General features: G+C 64.5%; 20 protein-coding genes. 8 read left to right on the top strand and 12 right to left on the bottom strand.

Going from position 1 to position 18,669, the window contains the following annotated elements; genetic code table 11:
* Positions 1 to 229: 229 nt before the first annotated feature.
* From C1H69_RS18830 to C1H69_RS18820, 3 genes are read left to right on the top strand one after another with little or no spacing between them, the layout of a single operon-like run.
* Positions 230 to 1,615, top strand: a complete 1,386-nt coding sequence (locus C1H69_RS18830) for an aldehyde dehydrogenase family protein (protein ID WP_102654903.1) — start codon at positions 230 to 232, stop codon at positions 1,613 to 1,615.
* Between the two features lie 24 nt (positions 1,616 to 1,639).
* Positions 1,640 to 2,815, top strand: coding sequence for an iron-containing alcohol dehydrogenase (locus tag C1H69_RS18825; RefSeq protein ID WP_102654902.1), 1,176 nt, complete (start codon positions 1,640 to 1,642; stop codon positions 2,813 to 2,815).
* A 20-nt stretch (positions 2,816 to 2,835) separates the two neighbouring features.
* Entirely contained in the window at positions 2,836 to 3,552 is a 717-nt protein-coding gene (locus tag C1H69_RS18820) for a glutamine amidotransferase-related protein (RefSeq protein WP_102654901.1), read from the top strand.
* A gap of 7 nt (positions 3,553 to 3,559) precedes the next feature.
* On the opposite strand, the gene C1H69_RS18815 is transcribed toward C1H69_RS18820, so the two are convergent.
* Complete coding sequence (locus C1H69_RS18815) at positions 3,560 to 5,836, bottom strand: heavy metal translocating P-type ATPase (protein WP_102654900.1); 2,277 nt, start codon at positions 5,834 to 5,836, stop codon at positions 3,560 to 3,562.
* 78 nt (positions 5,837 to 5,914) lie between these two features.
* Between C1H69_RS18815 and cadR the strand changes: the two genes are divergently transcribed.
* Positions 5,915 to 6,373 carry a Cd(II)/Pb(II)-responsive transcriptional regulator gene (gene cadR / locus C1H69_RS18810; protein WP_102654899.1) on the top strand — a complete coding sequence of 153 codons (459 nt, stop codon included), beginning with the start codon at positions 5,915 to 5,917 and terminating at the stop codon, positions 6,371 to 6,373.
* 87 nt (positions 6,374 to 6,460) lie between these two features.
* Here cadR and C1H69_RS18805 read toward each other — a convergent pair whose 3' ends face one another.
* The 6 genes from C1H69_RS18805 to C1H69_RS18780 form a co-directional block, all read right to left on the bottom strand.
* Positions 6,461 to 7,228: a transporter substrate-binding domain-containing protein gene (locus C1H69_RS18805; protein WP_102654898.1), complete on the bottom strand. Its 768-nt coding sequence runs from the start codon at positions 7,226 to 7,228 to the stop codon at positions 6,461 to 6,463.
* Positions 7,229 to 7,291: 63 nt separating this feature from the next.
* Positions 7,292 to 8,059, bottom strand: a complete 768-nt coding sequence (locus C1H69_RS18800; protein ID WP_102654897.1) for a transporter substrate-binding domain-containing protein — start codon at positions 8,057 to 8,059, stop codon at positions 7,292 to 7,294.
* A 129-nt stretch (positions 8,060 to 8,188) separates the two neighbouring features.
* Positions 8,189 to 8,914 (bottom strand): ABC transporter permease, encoded by a 726-nt coding sequence (locus C1H69_RS18795; protein ID WP_102654896.1) that lies wholly within the window; start codon positions 8,912 to 8,914, stop codon positions 8,189 to 8,191.
* Between the two features lies 1 nt (position 8,915).
* Complete coding sequence (locus C1H69_RS18790; protein ID WP_102654895.1) at positions 8,916 to 9,617, bottom strand: ABC transporter permease; 702 nt, start codon at positions 9,615 to 9,617, stop codon at positions 8,916 to 8,918.
* 12 nt (positions 9,618 to 9,629) lie between these two features.
* Entirely contained in the window at positions 9,630 to 10,400 is a 771-nt protein-coding gene (locus C1H69_RS18785) for an ABC transporter ATP-binding protein (protein WP_102654894.1), read from the bottom strand.
* Positions 10,401 to 10,598: 198 nt separating this feature from the next.
* On the bottom strand, positions 10,599 to 11,600 hold the full coding sequence (locus C1H69_RS18780; protein ID WP_102654893.1) for a succinylglutamate desuccinylase: 1,002 nt from the start codon (positions 11,598 to 11,600) through the stop codon (positions 10,599 to 10,601).
* Positions 11,601 to 11,791: 191 nt separating this feature from the next.
* Between C1H69_RS18780 and C1H69_RS18775 the strand changes: the two genes are divergently transcribed.
* Together C1H69_RS18775 and wrbA are read left to right on the top strand one after the other, a co-directional pair.
* Positions 11,792 to 12,715: a class I SAM-dependent methyltransferase gene (locus C1H69_RS18775; RefSeq protein WP_102654892.1), complete on the top strand. Its 924-nt coding sequence runs from the start codon at positions 11,792 to 11,794 to the stop codon at positions 12,713 to 12,715.
* A gap of 120 nt (positions 12,716 to 12,835) precedes the next feature.
* A complete protein-coding gene (gene wrbA / locus C1H69_RS18770; protein WP_102654891.1) occupies positions 12,836 to 13,435 on the top strand; it encodes an NAD(P)H:quinone oxidoreductase in 600 nt (199 codons plus the stop codon).
* A gap of 74 nt (positions 13,436 to 13,509) precedes the next feature.
* On the opposite strand, the gene C1H69_RS18765 is transcribed toward wrbA, so the two are convergent.
* Positions 13,510 to 13,950, bottom strand: coding sequence for a hemerythrin domain-containing protein (locus C1H69_RS18765; protein WP_102654890.1), 441 nt, complete (start codon positions 13,948 to 13,950; stop codon positions 13,510 to 13,512).
* Between the two features lie 135 nt (positions 13,951 to 14,085).
* Here C1H69_RS18765 and C1H69_RS18760 point away from each other — a divergent pair, with 135 nt between their 5' ends.
* Together C1H69_RS18760 and C1H69_RS24250 are read left to right on the top strand one after the other, a co-directional pair.
* Positions 14,086 to 14,583, top strand: a complete 498-nt coding sequence (locus C1H69_RS18760) for a dihydrodipicolinate synthase family protein (RefSeq protein WP_240610005.1) — start codon at positions 14,086 to 14,088, stop codon at positions 14,581 to 14,583.
* Positions 14,552 to 14,698: a hypothetical protein gene (locus tag C1H69_RS24250; protein WP_240610004.1), complete on the top strand. Its 147-nt coding sequence runs from the start codon at positions 14,552 to 14,554 to the stop codon at positions 14,696 to 14,698. The genes C1H69_RS18760 and C1H69_RS24250 overlap by 32 nt, the downstream gene beginning before the upstream one ends.
* Positions 14,699 to 14,723: 25 nt before the next feature.
* Here the strand turns inward: C1H69_RS24250 and C1H69_RS18755 are convergent, their stop codons facing one another.
* From C1H69_RS18755 to C1H69_RS18740, 4 genes are all read right to left on the bottom strand, one after another.
* Positions 14,724 to 15,071: a DUF5368 family protein gene (locus C1H69_RS18755; RefSeq protein ID WP_102654889.1), complete on the bottom strand. Its 348-nt coding sequence runs from the start codon at positions 15,069 to 15,071 to the stop codon at positions 14,724 to 14,726.
* Positions 15,072 to 15,082: 11 nt separating this feature from the next.
* Positions 15,083 to 16,471 carry an NAD(P)/FAD-dependent oxidoreductase gene (locus tag C1H69_RS18750; RefSeq protein ID WP_102654888.1) on the bottom strand — a complete coding sequence of 463 codons (1,389 nt, stop codon included), beginning with the start codon at positions 16,469 to 16,471 and terminating at the stop codon, positions 15,083 to 15,085.
* 117 nt (positions 16,472 to 16,588) lie between these two features.
* A complete protein-coding gene (locus C1H69_RS18745) occupies positions 16,589 to 17,665 on the bottom strand; it encodes a tartrate dehydrogenase (RefSeq protein ID WP_102654887.1) in 1,077 nt (358 codons plus the stop codon).
* 10 nt (positions 17,666 to 17,675) lie between these two features.
* The gene (locus C1H69_RS18740) at positions 17,676 to 18,557 is read right to left on the bottom strand and encodes an alpha/beta fold hydrolase (RefSeq protein WP_102654886.1); all 882 of its coding nucleotides are present in this window, start codon (positions 18,555 to 18,557) and stop codon (positions 17,676 to 17,678) included.
* Between the last annotated feature and the right edge of the window lie 112 nt (positions 18,558 to 18,669).

Here is an 18,669-nt window from a genome sequence, read left to right as displayed (position 1 = left end):
GGAAGGAAGAAGTAGCGTCCAGGGAGGGGTTCACAGCGCCCCCGCGGTGGCCTGTCGCCGAGATAGCCGCGAGCGATGAACCTCGCGGCGCCGGGGGCAGGCATGAGCGGGGGTCTTCTTCCAGGGAAGGAAGAAGTAGCGTCCAGGGAGGGGTTCACAGCGCCCCCGCGGTGGCCTGTCGCCGGGCAAGCCGCGGTGCGATTCGCAATCGAAAGGAGAGCGCCAGGATATGGCCACACAGAAGACGATTTCCCCGGTCGACGGCTCGGTCTACGTCGAGCGGCAACAGGCCGAACCGGCCGAGGTCGAGGCGGCACTGGCGCGGGCGGTGACGGCCCAGCGGGCCTGGCGTGACGTGCCGTTGGCCGAGCGCGCCCGGTTCTGCTCGCGCATGGTGGATGCCTTCGTCGCACGCCGCGACGAGATGGCCGAGGAGCTGACCTGGCAGATGGGGCGGCCGATTGCCGTCGCCGGTGGCGAGATCGGTGGCTTCGAGGAGCGCGCGCGCACCATGATCGCCCTGGCCGAGACGGCCCTGGCGCCCGTCGAGCTTGCCGACAAGCCGGGCGTCACCCGCTATATCACCCGCGAGCCGCTCGGCGTGTCGTTCATCGTCGCGCCGTGGAACTTCCCTTTCATGACGGCGGTGAATGCCGTGGTGCCATCGATCATGGCCGGCAATGCGGTGATCCTCAAGCACTCCGCCCAGACACCGCTATGCGCCGAACGGATCCAGCAGGCCTTCGACGAGGCCAGGCTACCGGAAGGCGTCTTCCAGCATTTGCACCTGTCCCACGATGCCACCGAGGCATTGATTCGCGAGACACGGGTCGCCCACGTCTCCTTCACCGGGTCGGTGCCCGGCGGGGAGATGGTCGAGCGCAACGCCGCCGGGCGGTTCATCGCCACCGGTCTGGAGCTGGGGGGCAAGGACCCGGCCTACATACGCAACGACGTGGATCTCGACGCCGCCGTGGACGGGGTGATGGACGGTGCCTTCTTCAATTCCGGGCAGAGCTGCTGTGGCATCGAACGCATCTATGTGCATCGCGACATTTTCGACGCCTTTGTCGAGCGCGCCGTGGCCTGGGCCAGGCAGTTGAAGCTGGGCGACCCCACCGACCCGGCAACCACCCTTGGTCCGCTGGTGAGGCCGTCGGCCGCGGACTTCGTGCGTGGCCAGATCGAGGAGGCGGTTGCGGCCGGGGCCAGGGCGTGGATCGATTCCGGCGATCATCCGCTTTCTACCCCTGGCAGTGCCTATCTGGCGCCCCAGGTTCTGACCGACGTGGACCATGCGATGCGGGTGATGACCGAGGAGAACTTCGGCCCGGTGGTCGGCATCATGGCGGTGGATTCCGATGACGAGGCCATCGCGCTGATGAACGACAGCGATTTCGGCCTTACCGCGGCGATCTTCACCCGGGACAGGATCGTGGGCGAGGCGCTGGCCCGACGGCTCGAGGCCGGTACGGTATTCACCAACCGCTGCGATTACCTGGACCCGGAGCTGGCCTGGACAGGGGTCAAGCAGTCGGGGCGCGGCTGCTCCCTGTCGCGTATCGGCTATGAGACGCTCACCCGCCCCAAATCCTTCCATCTCAAGCATGCTTGATGCGGGTACGATCAGGAGAAGCACATGACCTTCGATCAGTTCACCATGGGCTGGAACTATCCGGCCAATATCCTCACCGGGGTGGGGCGCATCCGCGAACTGCCCGAGGCGTGCAAGGCGCTCGGGATGCAGGCACCGCTACTGATCACCGACCCCGGCCTGGCCGCGCAGCCGATGATGCAGGACATCGTACAGGCCTGCCGGGGCAGCGACCTGGGCATTGCCGTCTTCAGCCAGGTCAAGGGGAACCCCACCGGCAAGAACGTGCTCGACGGCGTGGCGGCCTTCCAGGACGGTGGGCACGACGGGGTGATCGCCTTCGGTGGCGGCTCGGGGCTCGACGCGGCCAAGGCGGTGGCGCTGATGGCCAATCAGCGAGAGGGGCTGTCGCTATGGTCGCTGGAGGACATCGGCGATAACTGGAAGAACGCCGATGGTGAGGCGATCGTTCCGGCGGTCGCGGTGCCCACCACGGCGGGTACCGGCTCGGAAGTGGGGCGCGCCTCGGTGATCACCGACGAGGTGGAGCACGTCAAGCGCATCATCTTCCACCCCGGCATGGTACCGGCGACGGTGATTCTCGACCCGGAGTTGACGGTGGGGCTACCGCCCGCGCTTACCGCCGCTACCGGCATGGACGCGCTGTCACACTGTATGGAGGCCTGGTGCTCGCCGCGCTACCATCCCATGGCCGAAGGTATCGCCGTCGAGGGCATGCGTCGTGTCTACCATTACCTGCCGCGTGCCCATGCCGACGGTAGCGATCTCGAGGCGCGCATGAACATGCTGGTGGCCTCGAGCATGGGCGCCACCGCCTTCCAGCGGGGCCTGGGCGCCATGCATGCCCTGGCACATCCGCTCGGCGCGCTGCATGACGCGCATCACGGAACACTCAATGCCATCCTGATGCCCTATGTGCTGCGGGCCAACGAACGGGCCATCGGTGAGCCCATGGTCAGGCTGGGTCGTTATCTCGACCTGGATCAGCCGGGCACCGCGGCGGTGATCGACTGGGTGCTGGAACTGCGGGAACGGCTGGGAATCCCCCATACCCTGGCCGGGCTCGACATCGATACCCGGCAGGCCGACAAGGTGGGCCGGATGGCCGTGGCCGATCCGTCATCCGGTACCAACCCCCTCGATTTCGATGCCGAAGGTTACCGCGACATCTTCATTGCCGCCGTGGAAGGGCGGCTGTAACAGCACGGGGAGATTGATCAATGCGTATAGGGCTTCTGCAGTGTGACGATGTGGCACCGGAACTGCGCGAGGTCCACGGTAACTACCCGGACATGTTCGAGGCGCTCTTTCATCGTGTCGATCCTGCGCTGGAGTTGCGTGTGTGGCGCTGTGTGGATGGCGAGATTCCCGACGACCTCGATGCCGTGGATGCCTGGATGACCACCGGGTCGAAGTTCGGCGTCAACGACGGCCTGGAATGGGTCGACGCGCTGTGTGCCTTTGTGCGTGAGCTATGGACGGCCGGCAAACCGCTGGTGGGCATCTGCTTTGGCCACCAACTGATGGCCAAGGCGCTGGGTGGCGAAGTGATCAAGAGCCCCAGGGGGTGGGGCGTGGGCATGTCGTTCAACCGTGTCGAGGCACGAGCCGGCTGGATGGAACCCTGGCAGCCGGGCCTGAACCTGCTGGTCAGCCACCAGGACCAGGTCAACGGGTTGCCACCGGACACCAGGGTGCTGGCCGGCAGCGACTTCTGCCCCACCTACCTCATGCAGGTGGGCGGGCATTTCCTGGGTGTCCAGGGGCACCCCGAGTTTACCAAGCCCTATTCCCGGGACCTGATGAGCCTGCGGCGCGAGCTGGTAGGCAGCGAGCGGGTACGCGAAGGTGACGCATCGCTGTCCTCCCCGGTGGACGATGTCCTGATGGCGCGCTGGATTCTGAACTTCCTGAGGCGTGCCACCGTTTCCGCCTGACGGGGCGTTATCCGGGCGGCTGTTGGGCGGGTATCTGGCCCGGAGAACGGCTGGTCAGGGCCTGGGAGCCGGGCCGTGTTTGCAGCAGCCGAAGGCCGTTGGCCACCACCAGCAGGCTGGCCCCCATATCGGCGAACACCGCCATCCACAGGGTGGCGTTGCCGGTAAAGGCGAGGGCCAGGAAGACCGCCTTGATACCCAGCGCCAGGCTGATGTTCTGGATCAGCACCCGGTGGGTGGCGCGGGAGATATCGAGGAAACTGACCAGGCGCCGTGGATCATCGGTCATCAGGGCCACATCGGCGGTCTCGATGGCGGCATCGCTGCCTGCGGCGCCCATGGCGAAGCCGATGTCGGCACGGGCCAGCGCAGGGGCGTCATTGATGCCGTCTCCCACCATCCCGACCGGTCCGTTGGCAGCCTCGGCCCGAGGCCGGGCCTGAACGAGCGCCTCGATCATGGCCAGCTTGTCCTCCGGCAGCAGGGCGCCGTGGGCCTCTCGGATACCGACCTCGGCAGCAATGGTGGCCACGCTCGTCGTGTTGTCACCGCTGAGCATCAGGGTCCTTATGCCACGGGCATGCAGCGCCTCGACGGCATCCCGGCTCTCCGGCCGCACGGGGTCGCTGACGGCGAACAGCGCCAGCGGCCTGTGCGCTTCGCCAAGGACCACCAGGGTTTCGCCGTGGGACTCATGCTCCACCATCAGCGCTTCCAGGCTGTTGCTCTGAGTGGCGAAACGCGCCATCAGGCGGCGGTTGCCCAACCACAGGTCGCGGCCCTCGTAATTCGCGGTGATTCCCTGGCCTGGCTGCTCACTGACCGCTTCGACCTCTATTGCCGCGATACCCTCGGACTCGGCGGCCCTGGCCAGGGCCGTGGACACCGGATGCCCGGAACGGCTGGCCATCCCCGCTGCCAGGGCACGCAACCGCAGGCGCCCCGCTTCATCCAGCTCGTCGTCGAGCGGCTGCCAGTGGCGCTGGGCGGGTTCGCCACGTGTCAGGGTGCCGGTCTTGTCGAAGGCCAGCGTGCCCAGGCGGTGGCCCTGCTCGAGGAAGGTACCGCCCTTGATCAGGATGCCGGCCCGGGCTGCCGCCGAGAGCCCGCTGACGATGGTCACCGGGGTCGAGATCACCAGGGCGCAGGGGCAGGCAATGACCAGCAGCACCAGGGCACGATAGATACCCTCCAGCCAGGTGACCTCGAACAGCAGCGGCCATGTGAGCCCGACCAGCACGGCAATGGCGAAGACCACGGGGGTATAGATGGCCGCAAAGCGATCGATGAAGCGCTGGGTGGGCGCGCGGCTGGCCTGGGCCTGCTCCACGGCATGGATGATCCTTGCCAGGGTGGTCTCGGTGGCTGCCTTGGTGGTGCGGTAGGTGAACTCGCCGTCACGGTTGATGGTGCCGGCGAACACCTTGTCGCCGGTCGCCTTGTCCACCGGCAGGCTCTCGCCGGTAATCGGTGACTCATCCAGGACCGGATGTCCGGATGCGACCTCGCCATCCAGGGCAAGGCGATCGCCGGCACGGACACGTACCAGACTACCTACCGGGACCGCCGCGGCGGGCTGCCAGGCGAAGCGGCCATCACTCCGCTGTACGAAGGCCCGCTCCGGTGCCAAGGCCAGCAGGTCGCGGATCGCCGTGCGGGCACGCCCCAGCGAGCGGGCCTCGATGCGTTCGGCCAGGGTGAACAGCACGATGACCATGGCCGCCTCGGCCCATTGACCGATCAGCAGCGCCCCGGTGACCGCCACGCTCATCAGCGCGTTGATGTTCAAGATGCGGTGACGCAGGGCGATGAAGCCCTTCTTCCAGGTCGGCAGGCCGACCAGGCCGATAGCCGTCAGGGCCAGTAGCGCCGACAGCCAGGGGGTGGCCAGCGACAGCCATTCGGCCGCCTCTGCGATGACCGCCATCAACGCGGCAGCGCCCAGCAGCCACCAGTTCTCCCTGCTGGTGGCTGTCTGGGCGCGATGCGCCGGATCGATGCTTTCTGCGGTCATGCCGGTGGCCGCGATGCGCTGGCGAATCGCGTCCTCATCGGCATGACGGTGATGGAGGGTCAATACGCGGCCAACCAGGTCGAACTCCAGCGCCACGACCCCCGGCGTGCCGTCGAGTGCACGGCGGAGCAGTGACTCCTCGGTGGGGCAGTCCATCGCCTCGATGCGCAGGCGCAATGCCTGTGTATCCGCGGGGGGAACCGCGGGTCGTGCGTCAGTGCGAGGCGAACCGGGACCGCAGTGGCCAACACATGGGGACTTCTCGAGCATGGTGGAGACTCCTTGTCATCGTCTATGCTGATGACACACCCTGTAGTCACTATAGGGTCAAGCTTCGAGGAAGGTTTTATGAAAATCGGTGAATTGGCCGCCGCCACGAGCTGCCCGGTGGAGACCATCCGTTACTACGAGCGGGAAGGACTGCTGCCCGAGCCCGCCCGTAGTAGCGCGAACTATCGGCTCTATGCCCGGGCGCACGCCCAGCGGCTTCGTTTCATCCGCCATTGCCGTGCACTGGACATGACCCTGGACGAGATCCGCACCCTTCTCGATCATCATGATCGTCCCCGTCAGCCGTGCAACGCCGTCAATGAGTTGATTGACGATCACCTGGCTCATGTGGAGGCACGGCTGGCACAGCTTCAGGCGCTGCGAGAGGCACTGGTCACGCTACGGTCGCGTTGCAACGGTGAATCCGATGCCAGTCATTGCGGCATCCTGCAGGAGCTGTCTCAGCCTTTGCCCGACAGGACACCGACCGTCCCGGACGCACGCAGCCACGTGCCAGGGGCTCATCGCTCCGGCTGAGCGTGGCTTGACCGCTTCTACACCGGGCGAGGCGTCGTGGTTGGGACCAAGGAAGGCCACTCCGAGTGGAGTGGCCGCTGCCTCGCTTCAGTCAGTGAAGTACCGGTCATGGATCTCGTCGTAGGTGCCGTTTTCCTTCAGCGTGGCCAGGGCCTCGTTGAAGCGTTCGGCAAGGGCCTCGTCACGCGGACGGAAGGCAATGGCGATGCCATCGCCAAAGTACTTGTACGGCTCGCGGATCATCTCGCCCACCACCTTATAGTCGCCACGCTCGCTGTCGAGCAGCGTGGTCTTGCCCACGGGGTAGTTGACGAAGACCAGGTCGAGACGTCCCGATTCCATGTCCAGCAGCATGTCATCGGCGGTGGCATAGCGCCGTATGTTGGCCACGTCATTATAGAAATCGGTGGCATAGCTGTCCTGGAGGGTACCGCGCTGCACGCCCAGGGTGAGACCTTCCAGGGTCTCTTCCGAGGGCATGTCGATGTCGGTATCGACAGGACCGAACCAGGCCGATGGCGGGGTGAAGTAAGGATCGGAGAAGAGGACCTGGGCGCGGCGCTCCTCGTTGATGGTCATCGATGACATGATCGCATCGTAGTTGCGCGCCATCAGGCCGGGAATGATGCCGTCCCACTGTTGCTCGATCCACTCGCAGGTGATGTCCATCTCGGCGCACAGGGCGTTGCCCAGATCGATGTCGAACCCGGTCAGCTCTCCTTCCGGGGTACGGTACTCCATGGGCTCGTAGGGAACATCGACGCCGAAGCGCACGTGATCGTAGCTGTCGCGGGCCTGGGCCTGGCCGGCAACCAAGGCGGCGCCGAGCAGGGAAATGCAAAGTCGCTTTTTCATGGATCATCCTTGTTATTGTCTGACACGGTTGTTGCCCCCCGGCCGGGCCGGGGGGCGGCGGGGTCATTCTTCGCCGAAGTAACGCTCGTAGATCTCGTCGTAGGTGCCGTCTTCCTTCAGCGTGGCCAGAGCCTCGTTGAAGCGCTCGGCCAGTGCGGTGTCGCGCTGGCGGAAGGCGATGCCGAAGCCTTCGCCGAAGATCTCGGCGGGCTCGGTGACCATCTCGCCCACTACCTTGAAGTCGCCGGCATCGCTGTCGAGCAGGGTGGACTGGCCGACCGCGAACTCTAGGAAGACGATGTCCAGGCGCTGCGCCTCCATGTCCAGCATCATGTCGTCGGCGGTGGAGTAGCGGTTGACATTGGCGGTGCTGCCGAAGGCGTCGGTGGCATAGCTGTCATAGGTCGTGCCGCGCTGCACGCCGATGGAGAGGCCGGCCAGGGTCTCCTCGTTGGCTTCTTCCAGGTCGCTTCCTGCCGGGGCGAACCAGGCGCCGGGCATGGTGATGTAGGGATCGGAGAACAGCAGGGACTGGCGCCGCTCGTCGTTGATGGTCATCGATGACATGATGGCGTCGTAGTTGCGCGCCATCAGGCCGGGGACGATGCCGTCCCACTCCTGCTCGATCCACTCGCAGGTGACGCCCATCTCGGCGCACAGGGCGTTGCCCAGCTCGATGTCGAAGCCGGTCAGTTCCCCTTCCGGAGTACGGTATTCCATGGGCTCGTAGGGCACGTCCACACCGAAGCGCACGTGATCGTAGTCGCGCGCCTGAGTCGTGCCGGCGGCAAGCGCCAGGCCCAGGATGGATACGGTCAACAGTTTTTTCATGCTTTCAGTTCCTTGTTGTCATCTCGTGCACCGATGCGGTGACGTCGCGCCTGAATTTAGCGCAGCCGCGCCAGGGTCGAAAGCCCCCGGCGACAGATTTTCCAACGCCTGTTTGACGCTATCGCCCTCTCAGTTCTGCGGCCTGAGGTGAGCGAGTAGGCGACGTTCCAGGAAGCGGAAAAAATAAAGAATGGCGAAGGTCAGACAGAGATAGATGGCCGCGGCAAACAGGAATGCCTCGAAGGGCGCATAGTAACGGGCGTAGACGAAGCGAGCGGCCCCGGTGATATCCATCAGTGTGACCACGCTGGCGATGGCGCTGGCGTGCAGCATGAAAATCACTTCGTTGCCATAGGCTGGCAGGGCACGGCGGAAGGCGCTGGGCAGGATGATCCGGCGCATCATCATGCGATCGGACATGCCGTAGGCCCGCGCCGCTTCGATCTCGCCCCGGGCCGTGGCCTTGATGGCGCCGTGGAAGATTTCGGTGGTATAGGCGGCGGTATTCAGCGTAAAGGCGATCAGGGCCGGGTAGAACGCTTCCCGCAGCAAGGGCCAGAGGAACGTCTGCTGGATACCGTCGACGAAGACCACGCCGTAGTAGATGATGTAGAGCTGGATCAGCAGCGGCGTACCGCGAAAGACATAGGTGTAGGCGTAGATCGGCAGTTTGATCCACCTGTGTTTCGAGCCGCGCAGGATCGACAGTGGCACGGCCATTACCAGGCCGACCAGTAGCGAAAGAAAGACCAGTTGGGTGGTGGTAACCACTCCGTTCCAGTAGTAGCCCAGCGTCTGGGGGGTAAAGATCAGATTGCCGGCCAGCAGTTCGTTGAACCAGTTGACGAGCTCCATTTCAATGCCCTCCGAAGCCGACGTTGTAGCGCTTGTGCAGGCGGGCGAACATCCACTCCGAGACACTGGCGATCAACAGGTAGATGGCGGCCACCGGCAGCAGGAAGGTGAAGGGTTCGTGGGTGGCACGGGAAGCCTCGGCGGCCACGCGCACCATGTCCGAGAGGCCGATCACCGATACCAGCGCGGTCGTCTTGAGCAGCACCATCCAGTTGTTGGACAGGCCGGGCAGGGCATGACGCATCATCAGCGGGAAACGAATGCGACGGAAGACCAGCCAGTCGCTCATGCCGTAGGCCTTGCCGGCTTCGATCTGGCCATGGTCAACCGCCATGAAGGCGCCGCGGAAGGTTTCTCCCATGTAGGCGCCGAAGATGAAGCCGATGGTGATCACCCCGGCGGCGAACGCGTTGAGATTGATGAAGATATCGATGCCGGAGCGATCGTAGAGTATGTCGGTCAGGACGTTCAGTGCCATCTGGCCGCCGAAGAACAGCAGCAGCATCAACACCAGGTCCGGTACGCCGCGAATCACCGTGGTATAGAGGGTCGCGATCTTGTGCAGGAGCCAGCTGCGCGACATCTTGGCGCTGGCGGTCAGCAGTCCCAGCACGATGGCGAGCATCAGCGAGAGCACCGCCAACTGGATGGTGACCCCGGCGCCTTCCAGCAGCCGTGGCCCGTAGCCGTGTAGGTCGAGCATAATCGAGCTTCCTCAGTACTTCGGCGCCAGGAACTGCTTGAGCCGCGGCGAGGTGGGATTGACCAGCACGTCCTGGGGCGGGCCGGCTTCTTCCACCAGGCCCTGGTGCAGGTAGATCACCTGGCTGGACACGTCCCGTGCAAAGCCCATCTCGTGGGTCACCACCACCATGGTGCGCCCCTCGTCGGCCAGGCCGTGCATGACTCGTAGCACATCGCCGACCAGTTCCGGGTCGAGGGCCGAGGTGGGCTCATCGAACAGCATCACTTCAGGGCCCATGGCCAGCGCCCGGGCAATGGCGCCGCGCTGTTGCTGGCCACCGGACATCTGAGCCGGATAGGCGTCGGCGCGTTCGGTCAGGCCGACCCGCTCCAGCAGGGCCCGACCCTGTTCGATGGCTTCCTTCCTGGGCTTGCCGAGCACATGAATCGGCGCCTCGATGACGTTTTCCAGCAGCGTCATGTGGGCCCAGAGATTGAAGCTCTGGAAAACCATCGACAGTTTGGCGCGCATGCGCACCACCTGCTTCCAGTCGGCCGGTTCGCGGCCATGCCTGGTCTGCTTGAACAGAACCTCCTCGCCATGAACGATCAGGTCGCCCTCATCGGGCTGCTCGAGCAGGTTCATGCAGCGAAGAAACGTGCTCTTGCCGGAGCCCGAGGCCCCGATCAGGGTGATGACGTCGCCTTTCCGGGCCTGTAATGACAGGCCCTTCAGCACTTCGGTATCGCCGAAACGCTTCTTGATATTGCGCACTTCCAGAGGAATCGGGGTGTCGGCCATGGAACGGGCTCCAGATCGGGACGAGTCGCCGGGGCGACGGACCGGTTTAGCGGGCAGGCACGAAAAAGAGGGAATTCTAACAGGCTGACGCGCTTTGGGCAGGCAGGCCTGACAGTCGTGCCGTTCGACCTTGGTCTGGCATGGCGAGGGCGGTAGTCATGATATTTCTCCAGATTGTTGTTTTGGATGCGTTGTTATTCACTGAAAAAAGGGTGTCGGAGGTGGTTTCGCCGCTTCGGCCAGTAACGCCGCCCTCGCACCCAGTTCCACCTTGGCATTGGGAAACACCACGCTCAGGGGGGTGTCGCCAACGATGAAGGGGCCCGCCTTGGCATCCTCGGCCAGGTGAGTGCCGGGAGCGAACTCGGTGAAATTGGGCGTGTCATCGGGAAAGCAGAGCTGGAACGACTCGGATTCACGCACCAGCTCAAAGGCGACCCGGAAGAATGCCATGCGCGATGGAAAAGCCATCTCGGGAATACGGCCCGCGATCAGCGTTTCCAATAGCCTGCCCATGGGGGCCAATGACGCCAGGTCGTTATGGCCGAAGGGAAGCGCACGGCCCAGTTCCAGGGTGAAGGCCTGGGCGCGATGATAATGTTTCGAGTAGTGGGAGAAGGTCCAGCTATGGCGATGCTGGTGTAGCGCGGCCTGAATGTCGGCAGCGGCCAGCCACGCCCATTGCTCGGGCTGGGTGGCGGTTTCAGCGAAAGGATCGACCACGAAGCGGGGAAAGCGACTGTCTCGAATTGCCGTATGCAGGTCATAGTGCAGGGGTGAGAGATCGGGGTGGCGGGAAAAGAAGCCGTCCACGCTAGTCATCAACGTGCGGGCCCGGTCCGGTTCCATCCCGCGCTCGCCCAGGTCACGGCGAAACAGCCGGTTGAGGTTGGTCTCCACATAGCGCTCACTGCGTCGGATCGCTTCCAGGTTGCCAAGGATGACGAGGACTGGCGCGCCCAATCGGATGAGACCCGCCTCGAGACGCGCCAGGCAGCTGCCGAGCAGTTCGATCGGGGCGGTTTCATTGCCATGGATGCCGACCGAGAAGACGCAGGCCCTGGCGGCTTCAGCCAGGGTATCGGGAGTCAGCTCGAGAATGCCCGGTCCATGGATGGTGAACCGACCACCGGCAACGCGTCCGTCGCGCCGGGACGGCTCTCCACCTTCGAGACTGCATTCGATCCATTCCGCCAGCATGCCCTTGTCCTGATCAAGTCGTGAACTGTGAGCCACCTTCCTGCGCCCGGGCGTTTGCCACAAGCCCCCGCGTCGGGTTGGTGAAAGCGCAGGTGCGATAGTGAAACTGTGGTTCTCCGTCGGTTGCGCAGGTCTCGCCCTGTCGGCGACCATGGCTGGCGCCGGACCATCCTGCCGGCGAGGAGCCTGACATGCCGAGCAAATCGAGCGATTCCATCACCGGCTCGCACGGCCACGCACGCGAGCTTGGTGACCATTATGATGCCCTGGCCGCAACCCGGGGTAGATCCCTGGTCGAACAACTTCGGCAGGCTTTTCGTCAGGCGGGTCGCGACCCGGACCACCTGAGCCCGGATGAAGCGGCCGGTATCGATCAGTTGCATCTGGGCGGACGGCGGGCCAGCCGGTCACTGGCTTCCCTGGGCGGGCTCCATCCCGGCGCGCGCGTGCTGGACGTGGGCTGTGGCACCGGTGGGGCGAGCAGGCTATTGGCAGCGGAGTATGGTTGCGATGTGATCGGCGTGGATATCACGCCAGGCTTCATCGATGTGGCGGCGTGGCTCAGTCGCTCGACCGGCCTTGCCGGGCGGACCCGCTTCCTGTGTGCCGATGCGGCAGCGATACCGCTCGATACCGCTTCGTTCGATGCCATCTGGTGCCAGCATGCCCTGATGAACATGCCGCATGGCCCGCGGGTGCTGGCCGAATGGCGCAGGCTCCTCGTGCCGGGCGGCCGCGTACTGCTGCATGAAGTGATCGCAGGCGACAACCGTGAGCCGTTGGCCCTGCCGGTTCCCTGGGCGCGCAGGCCGACCACCAGTCATCTGCGTGATCGAGACCAGCTGATGCGTCTCCTGGGCCTGGCCGGCTTCGAGCCGGAAGTGGTGGAGGATGTCACCGAGTCGGCACTGGCCTGGCGCCGGGGCCATAGCCGTCGTGAAAACGCTCAGCGGATTGCGCAAGCGAAGGAAGGAACGATGGAGGGCCATGCACTGCCAGGGCCCGAGCAGATATTCGGTGCGGAATTTCCCGTGATGGGGCGCAATTTGCGTGACAACCTGGCGGCGGGCAAGGTGCGCATTCTCGAAGGCGTCTGGTGCCGAGCGAATCGATGAAATCGAACCCCCTGGTCGAAATCATTCGCTTTTCTGCATGCTCAGCGCTTCTATACTGGCATCTGACATCAAGGCTGTACCGGCATGGTACAGAAGACGTTCAGAGACAGGAGAGCTGCAATGACCAAGGTACTGGTACTCTATCACTCCATGTATGGCCATATCGACACCCTTGCCAAGGCCGTGGCGGAAGGTGCTCGCAGCGTCGATGATGTCGAAGTGTCCGTCAAGCGCGTACCGGAGACCATGGATGCCGAGTCATTTGCCAAGGCCGGCGGCAAGCAGGATTTCGACACCCCGGAAGCCAGCCCCGCTGAACTCGCCGATTACGATGCCGTGATCTTCGGCACGCCGACCCGCTTCGGCAACATGTCCGGTCAGATGCGCAGCTTCCTCGACCAGACCGGCGGGCTATGGGTCAAGGGGGGGCTGTTCGGCAAGGTCGCCAGTGTCTTCACCTCCACCGGTACCGGCAGCGGGAACGAGACCACCATCACCTCCTTCTGGAACACCCTGGCCCACCACGGCATGGTGATCGTGCCGATCGGTTACGGTGCGACCGAGCTGTTCGATATCTCCAAAGTGAGCGGAGGCTCCGCCTACGGTGCCTCGACCCTGGCCGGTGGCGACGGCTCGCGCCAGCCCGACGACCGCGAGTTGGCCATCTGCCGCTTCCAGGGCGAGCACGTGGCGAAGATTGCCGCTCGTCTCGCCGACTGATCGTTCGAGCGTTCAGCAAAGGGCCGCCCGGGAGAACCGGGCGGCCCTTTTCACAGTGGCGTCATTGCCGCAGGTCAGCGGGCGTGCTGCCGAGCCATTTCCTGGCGATACTCGTCGCACAGACCGGCCTTCCTGGCGTCGTCGAGCGCTCTGCCCGCCAGTTGAAAGACCTCATGCTCCTCCTCCTCCAGATGATGGAGCACCAGATCCTGCAGCTTTCTGGCATTGGCCAGCCAACCCGGCGATGAATAGCCAGTGGCGTCGAGCACCTTGATCATCTCGTCGATCTCGTGGTGCTCGGCCACGCTGTGCCGTGCCTTCTCCTGGGTCATGTCGATCTCCATCATCGGGATGTAGAGCGCACGCTCCTCGGCGGCCGCGTGGTACTGGAGTTCGGCGCGCAGGCGTTGGTACAGCTGATCACGGATTTCACTGTCCCCCTGGGTGCCCAGCAGGCGCTCCAGCAGGTCGCGCTGGACATCGTGGTCCTTGCGCAGAGCCTCGAAGAGGGTCATGGGATGCTCCTTGCAGAGGGTGTCTCTTATCTCTAGCGCTGCTGGCGGTGCGATGCAAGGCGCTATCCCCCCTCAACGGGAGGAGCCGCTAGACTGGAACCGTCCCATGCCCCGCTGTGCGGGGCACCATCCTGCATGCCGCCCCAGGAGTCTTGCCATGTCTGGATCCGTCTGGTCGCCAGTGATCACCCCTATTACGCCGAGGTGATCGAGCGGGTAGGGGACGCGAAACTGCGCATCCATCTCTACCACATCCCGCCGGTGGCTCAGGTACTGCTGTCGCTGGCCCTGATCGAGCGCCTGGTGAAGGCCTATCCGAAGACGGTGGTGGGCATCAAGGACAGCGGCGGTGACTGGGCGCACACCCGCACGCTGATCGACGGCTTTGCCGGCGATGGCTTTCAGGTCCATGCCGGCAGCGAACGCTTCCTGCTGGAGACGCTACGCGCCGGCGGAGCGGAGTGCATTAGTGCCACGGCCAGTCAACCCGCAGCCCATTGCCGAACTGGCGAAGACCTGGCAGAAGGACGGTGCCGATGCCCGGCAGGCCGAGCTGAACCGCGTTCGCGACCTGTTCGAGGGTTACCCGATGACTCCGGCGATGAAGGCGGCATTGGCCGGGTATACCGGTGATGCCGAGTGGCGGCGGGTGCGTCCACCGCTGGTCGAGCTGGATGACGGGCGCCAGCGGCAGTTGCTGGCACAGCTGGCCGAGGCGGGCTTCGAGATGCCCGGGCTAAGTGGCTGACCTGGATCATATCAGGTGGAGAAGGTCAGAGGAAACGAGACCGCCGTCCTCGCAACAGATAGCTGAACGGGTGCAGCGCCAGCCAGACGACCAGGGACATGCCGATGATGGCGGCGATCATGGCGACCCAGTCGAAGACGCTGCTGACATAGGCCAGCCGGGAATGAGTGAAGGCCGGGATCCACCACAGTGCGGATACTCCCGCCGCCATGGCGGCCAGGCTGGCTCCCGGGCAGCGGTATGCCATCATCCGGTAGCCGCGCAGCCGGGCCAGCAGGTGGACGACCACCAATGCCACCACGCCAGCGGCAATCGGCCACAGGAATGGGGTCAAGGCGTACATCAGAATGGTCAATGCGCCGGAAAATGTCATGTCGCGTCTCCTCAGGCCTGGCCTTCCAATACCGCATAGTAGGCGGGCTGCAGCATGCGGTCCTTCATTACCCAGGCCACCCACGACTCGTCCTTGGGGTCGATAAAGGGAAAGGAGGGCAGAAAGGCGAAGTTGTCGTCGTAGCCGAACTCCACCAGCATGGCCTTGCCGATGCCCGTGATCATCGGACAGGAGGTATAACCGTTATGGCGGGCTGGCAGCGTTTGGCCTTGCATCTGCGCCATCAGGTTGGCCTCGACCACCGGGGCCTGAGCCTTGACGCTGGCCGCGGTCTTGTTGATCGGTGCGCCGATCACATCGCCGATGCCGAATACATCCGGATATCGGTTGTGCTGCAGGGTGTGGATATCCACGTCCAGCCATTCACCGCGGAAGGGGCCGTCCCGGGCGACCAGGTCGCTGGTTTTGATGAAGTCCGGCGCGCTCATCGGTGGCACCACGTGGATGAAATCATAGTCGGTGACCACTGTTCGGCCGTCCTCGCGGGAGAATTCCGCCTCGCGCAGTTCATGGTGCGAGGTGAACTCGCTGTCCGGCCCGACGAAGGTGAATTCCGCTTCGCGTGCCCGAGGGTCGATGGCGGAAAGGCGATAGTGATGGCGGCGAGTGACACCCTGCTCGTCGAAGCGCTGCTTGACGAAGTCATCGACCCACGGCTGCGAGAACAGCGCGTCGCCGGGTGCCAGGAAATCGACCTGGAAGTCGTTGCGTCGGCCGCTGGCTTCCAGGCGTGACAGCGTGGTAAAGGTCATCTTCAGCGGAGCGCCGGCACACTTCACCGGGGTGGGGGCCGCGGTGAAGATGCCTTTGCCCTGGCCTTGGGCGATCCAGGCATCGATGGTATCGCGGGTGCGGGCCGCGCCCTCGATGCTGGCATAGACGCTGCCGATGCCATGGGTGCCGACCAGTTCGGGCGACATGCCGTCGATCAGGTGATAGTTGAGCTGCAGGCCGGTGGCCACCACCAGATAGTCATAGTCGAGGCGGGTGCCGTCGCTGAGCTCGACCTGGCGACCGGGGGCATCGATGCCGGCGGCGGGCTGGCGAACCCAGTCGACACCGCCGGGTACGAAGCGTGCGTTGGAACGCATGGTCTTCTCCGGCCGCCAGACTCCGGAGGCGACGAGAGTCCAGCCTGGCTGATAGTGGTGCACCTCGCGCGGTTCGATCAGAGTGATGCGAGCACCGTCCAGGCGGCGTGACAGGCGGTTGGCCATGGCCATGCCGGCGGCACCGCCACCGACGATGACGATGCGCGCGTTGGACGACTGGGCCCTGGCTTGGAGTCCCGCGGAGAACAGCAAGCCGGTGGCGCAGGCGCTCCATTGGAGAAGCCGGCGGCGATCCAGGCGTACCGGATCGAGAGGGTGTTGGGGCATGGCGGAGGCTCCTGCGTATATCGACGCTATTATGGTTATATCGATATAACTCTATCCGCTCCTACAGTCTGGTGCCTCCGCTATCGCGCCGCTATTTGACTCATATCAATCGGATGGTCAACAAGTGGCAATACGCCTTGCGATGGCGCGTCCCAGCGACTCGGTGGTGCCGGTGCCCCGGACATCCTGCGTCATCAGTGCCGTGTCGCCCTCGCTCAGCACCGACTCGAAGGCTTCTACGATGGCATCGGCGGCCTCCTTGTGGCCCAGGTGCTCGAGCATCATGGCGCCGGACCAGATCTGGCCGATGGGGTTGGCGATGCCCTTGCCGGCGATGTCCGGGGCGCTGCCATGAACCGGCTCGAACAGGCTGGGGAACCTGCCCTCCGGATTGATGTTGGCCGAGGGCGCCACGCCGATGGTACCGGTGCAGGCCGGGCCCAGGTCGGAAAGGATGTCGCCGAACAGGTTGCTGGCCACCACCACGTCGAACCAGTCGGGATGCATGACGAAGTTGGCGGTCAGGATATCGATATGGAACTTGTCGACGCTCACCTCGGGATAGTGGCCCGACATGGCGACGACCCGCTCGTCCCACCAGGGCATGGTGATGGCGATGCCGTTGGACTTGGTGGCCGAGGTCAGCTTTTTTCTGGGGCGGGAGGCCGCCAGGTCGAAGGCGTACTTCAGCACCCGGTCGGTGCCGTAGCGCGTCATCACGGTCTCCTGGATGACCACCTCACGTTCGGTTCCCTCGAACATTTTCCCGCCGACGCTGGAGTACTCGCCCTCGGTGTTCTCGCGGACCACGTAGAAGTCGATATCGCCGGGCTTGCGATCGGCCAGGGGGCTCTTGATGCCCGGCAGCAGCTTGCAGGGGCGCAGGTTGATGTACTGGTCGAACTGGCGGCGGAACTGCAGCAGCGAGCCCCACAGGGAGACATGGTCCGGAACGGTTGCCGGCCAGCCCACCGCCCCGTAGAAGATGGCATCGAAGTCCTTGAGCTGGTCGAACCAGTCGTCGGGCATCATCTGGCCGTGCTTCTCGTAGTAATCGCAGCAGGCGAAATCGAAATGCTCCAGGGCAAGGTCGATGCCGAACCGGCTGGCGGCTGCCTCCAGCGCGCGCAGGCCTTCGGGCATCACTTCGTTGCCGATGCCGTCACCGGGTATGACGGCGATACGATGGGTCATGGTCAGTTCCTCATGCCGTTTTCATGAATTGGAGGATGTGGTCGTGTAGCACATCCGGCGCTTCCTCGGGAATATAGTGGCCGCAGGGCAGCGCCTCGCCGTCGGCCTGGTCGGCGACGGCACGCCATTCGGCCAACGGATCGAAGCAGCGCTCGATGATGCCGTGCCGTCCCCACAGTACCCGCACGGGGCAGGCGATGCGCCGCCCTGCCTCGCGGTCGGCGCGGTCGTGCTCCAGGTCGATGGTATTGGAGGCACGATAGTCCTCGCACAGTGCATGGGCGGAACCGGGTCGGGCCAGGCAGCGCTGGTATTCGGCGATGGCCGCCGGCTCGAATGCATCCAGATTGGCGTGGCGCCCGCCCATGGTGCGGGTGACGTAGTTGGCCGGGGAGGCTTCGATCAGGGTTTCCGGCAGCGGTGCCGGCTGGATCAGGAAGAACCAGTGGAAGTAGGCGGTGGCGAAGGTACGGTCGGTTTTCTCGTACATCGCCAGGGTGGGGGCGATATCGAGCAGCATCAGCTTCTCGACCGACTCGGGATGATCCATCACCAGGCGGTGGGCGACCCGGCCGCCACGGTCGTGGCCGCACAGGAAGAAGCGCTCGAAGCCCAGTTCGCGCATCACCGCGACCTGATCGGCCGCCATGGCTCGCTTGCTGTAGTTGGCGTGGTCGGCTTCGCCGGGTGGCTTGGACGCGTCGCCGTAGCCGCGCAGGTCGGTTGCCACCACCGTATAGTGCCGCGCCAGCGGCTCCGCCAGGCGATGCCAGATCACATGGCTCTGGGGGTGGCCGTGCAGCAGCAGCAGTGGCGGACCCGAGCCGCCGATGCGGCCGGGAATGCGGATACCGTCATGATCGATCTCGAATGATCGAAACCCCTCGAACATGGCACCTGCTCCTTTATCCGGTCGAGTCACAAGGGCTCGACTCACGATGGCTGGGTGACAGTCTAGCCATTGGCAGGGAAAGAATAATCAGGCTGAATGGCAAGGTATTGTT

Origin of the sequence: Billgrantia endophytica (genome assembly GCF_002879615.1) — a bacterium.
Taxonomy (GTDB): Bacteria; Pseudomonadota; Gammaproteobacteria; order Pseudomonadales; family Halomonadaceae; genus Halomonas; species Halomonas endophytica.
This window is presented reverse-complemented; position numbering and strand designations above follow the sequence as displayed.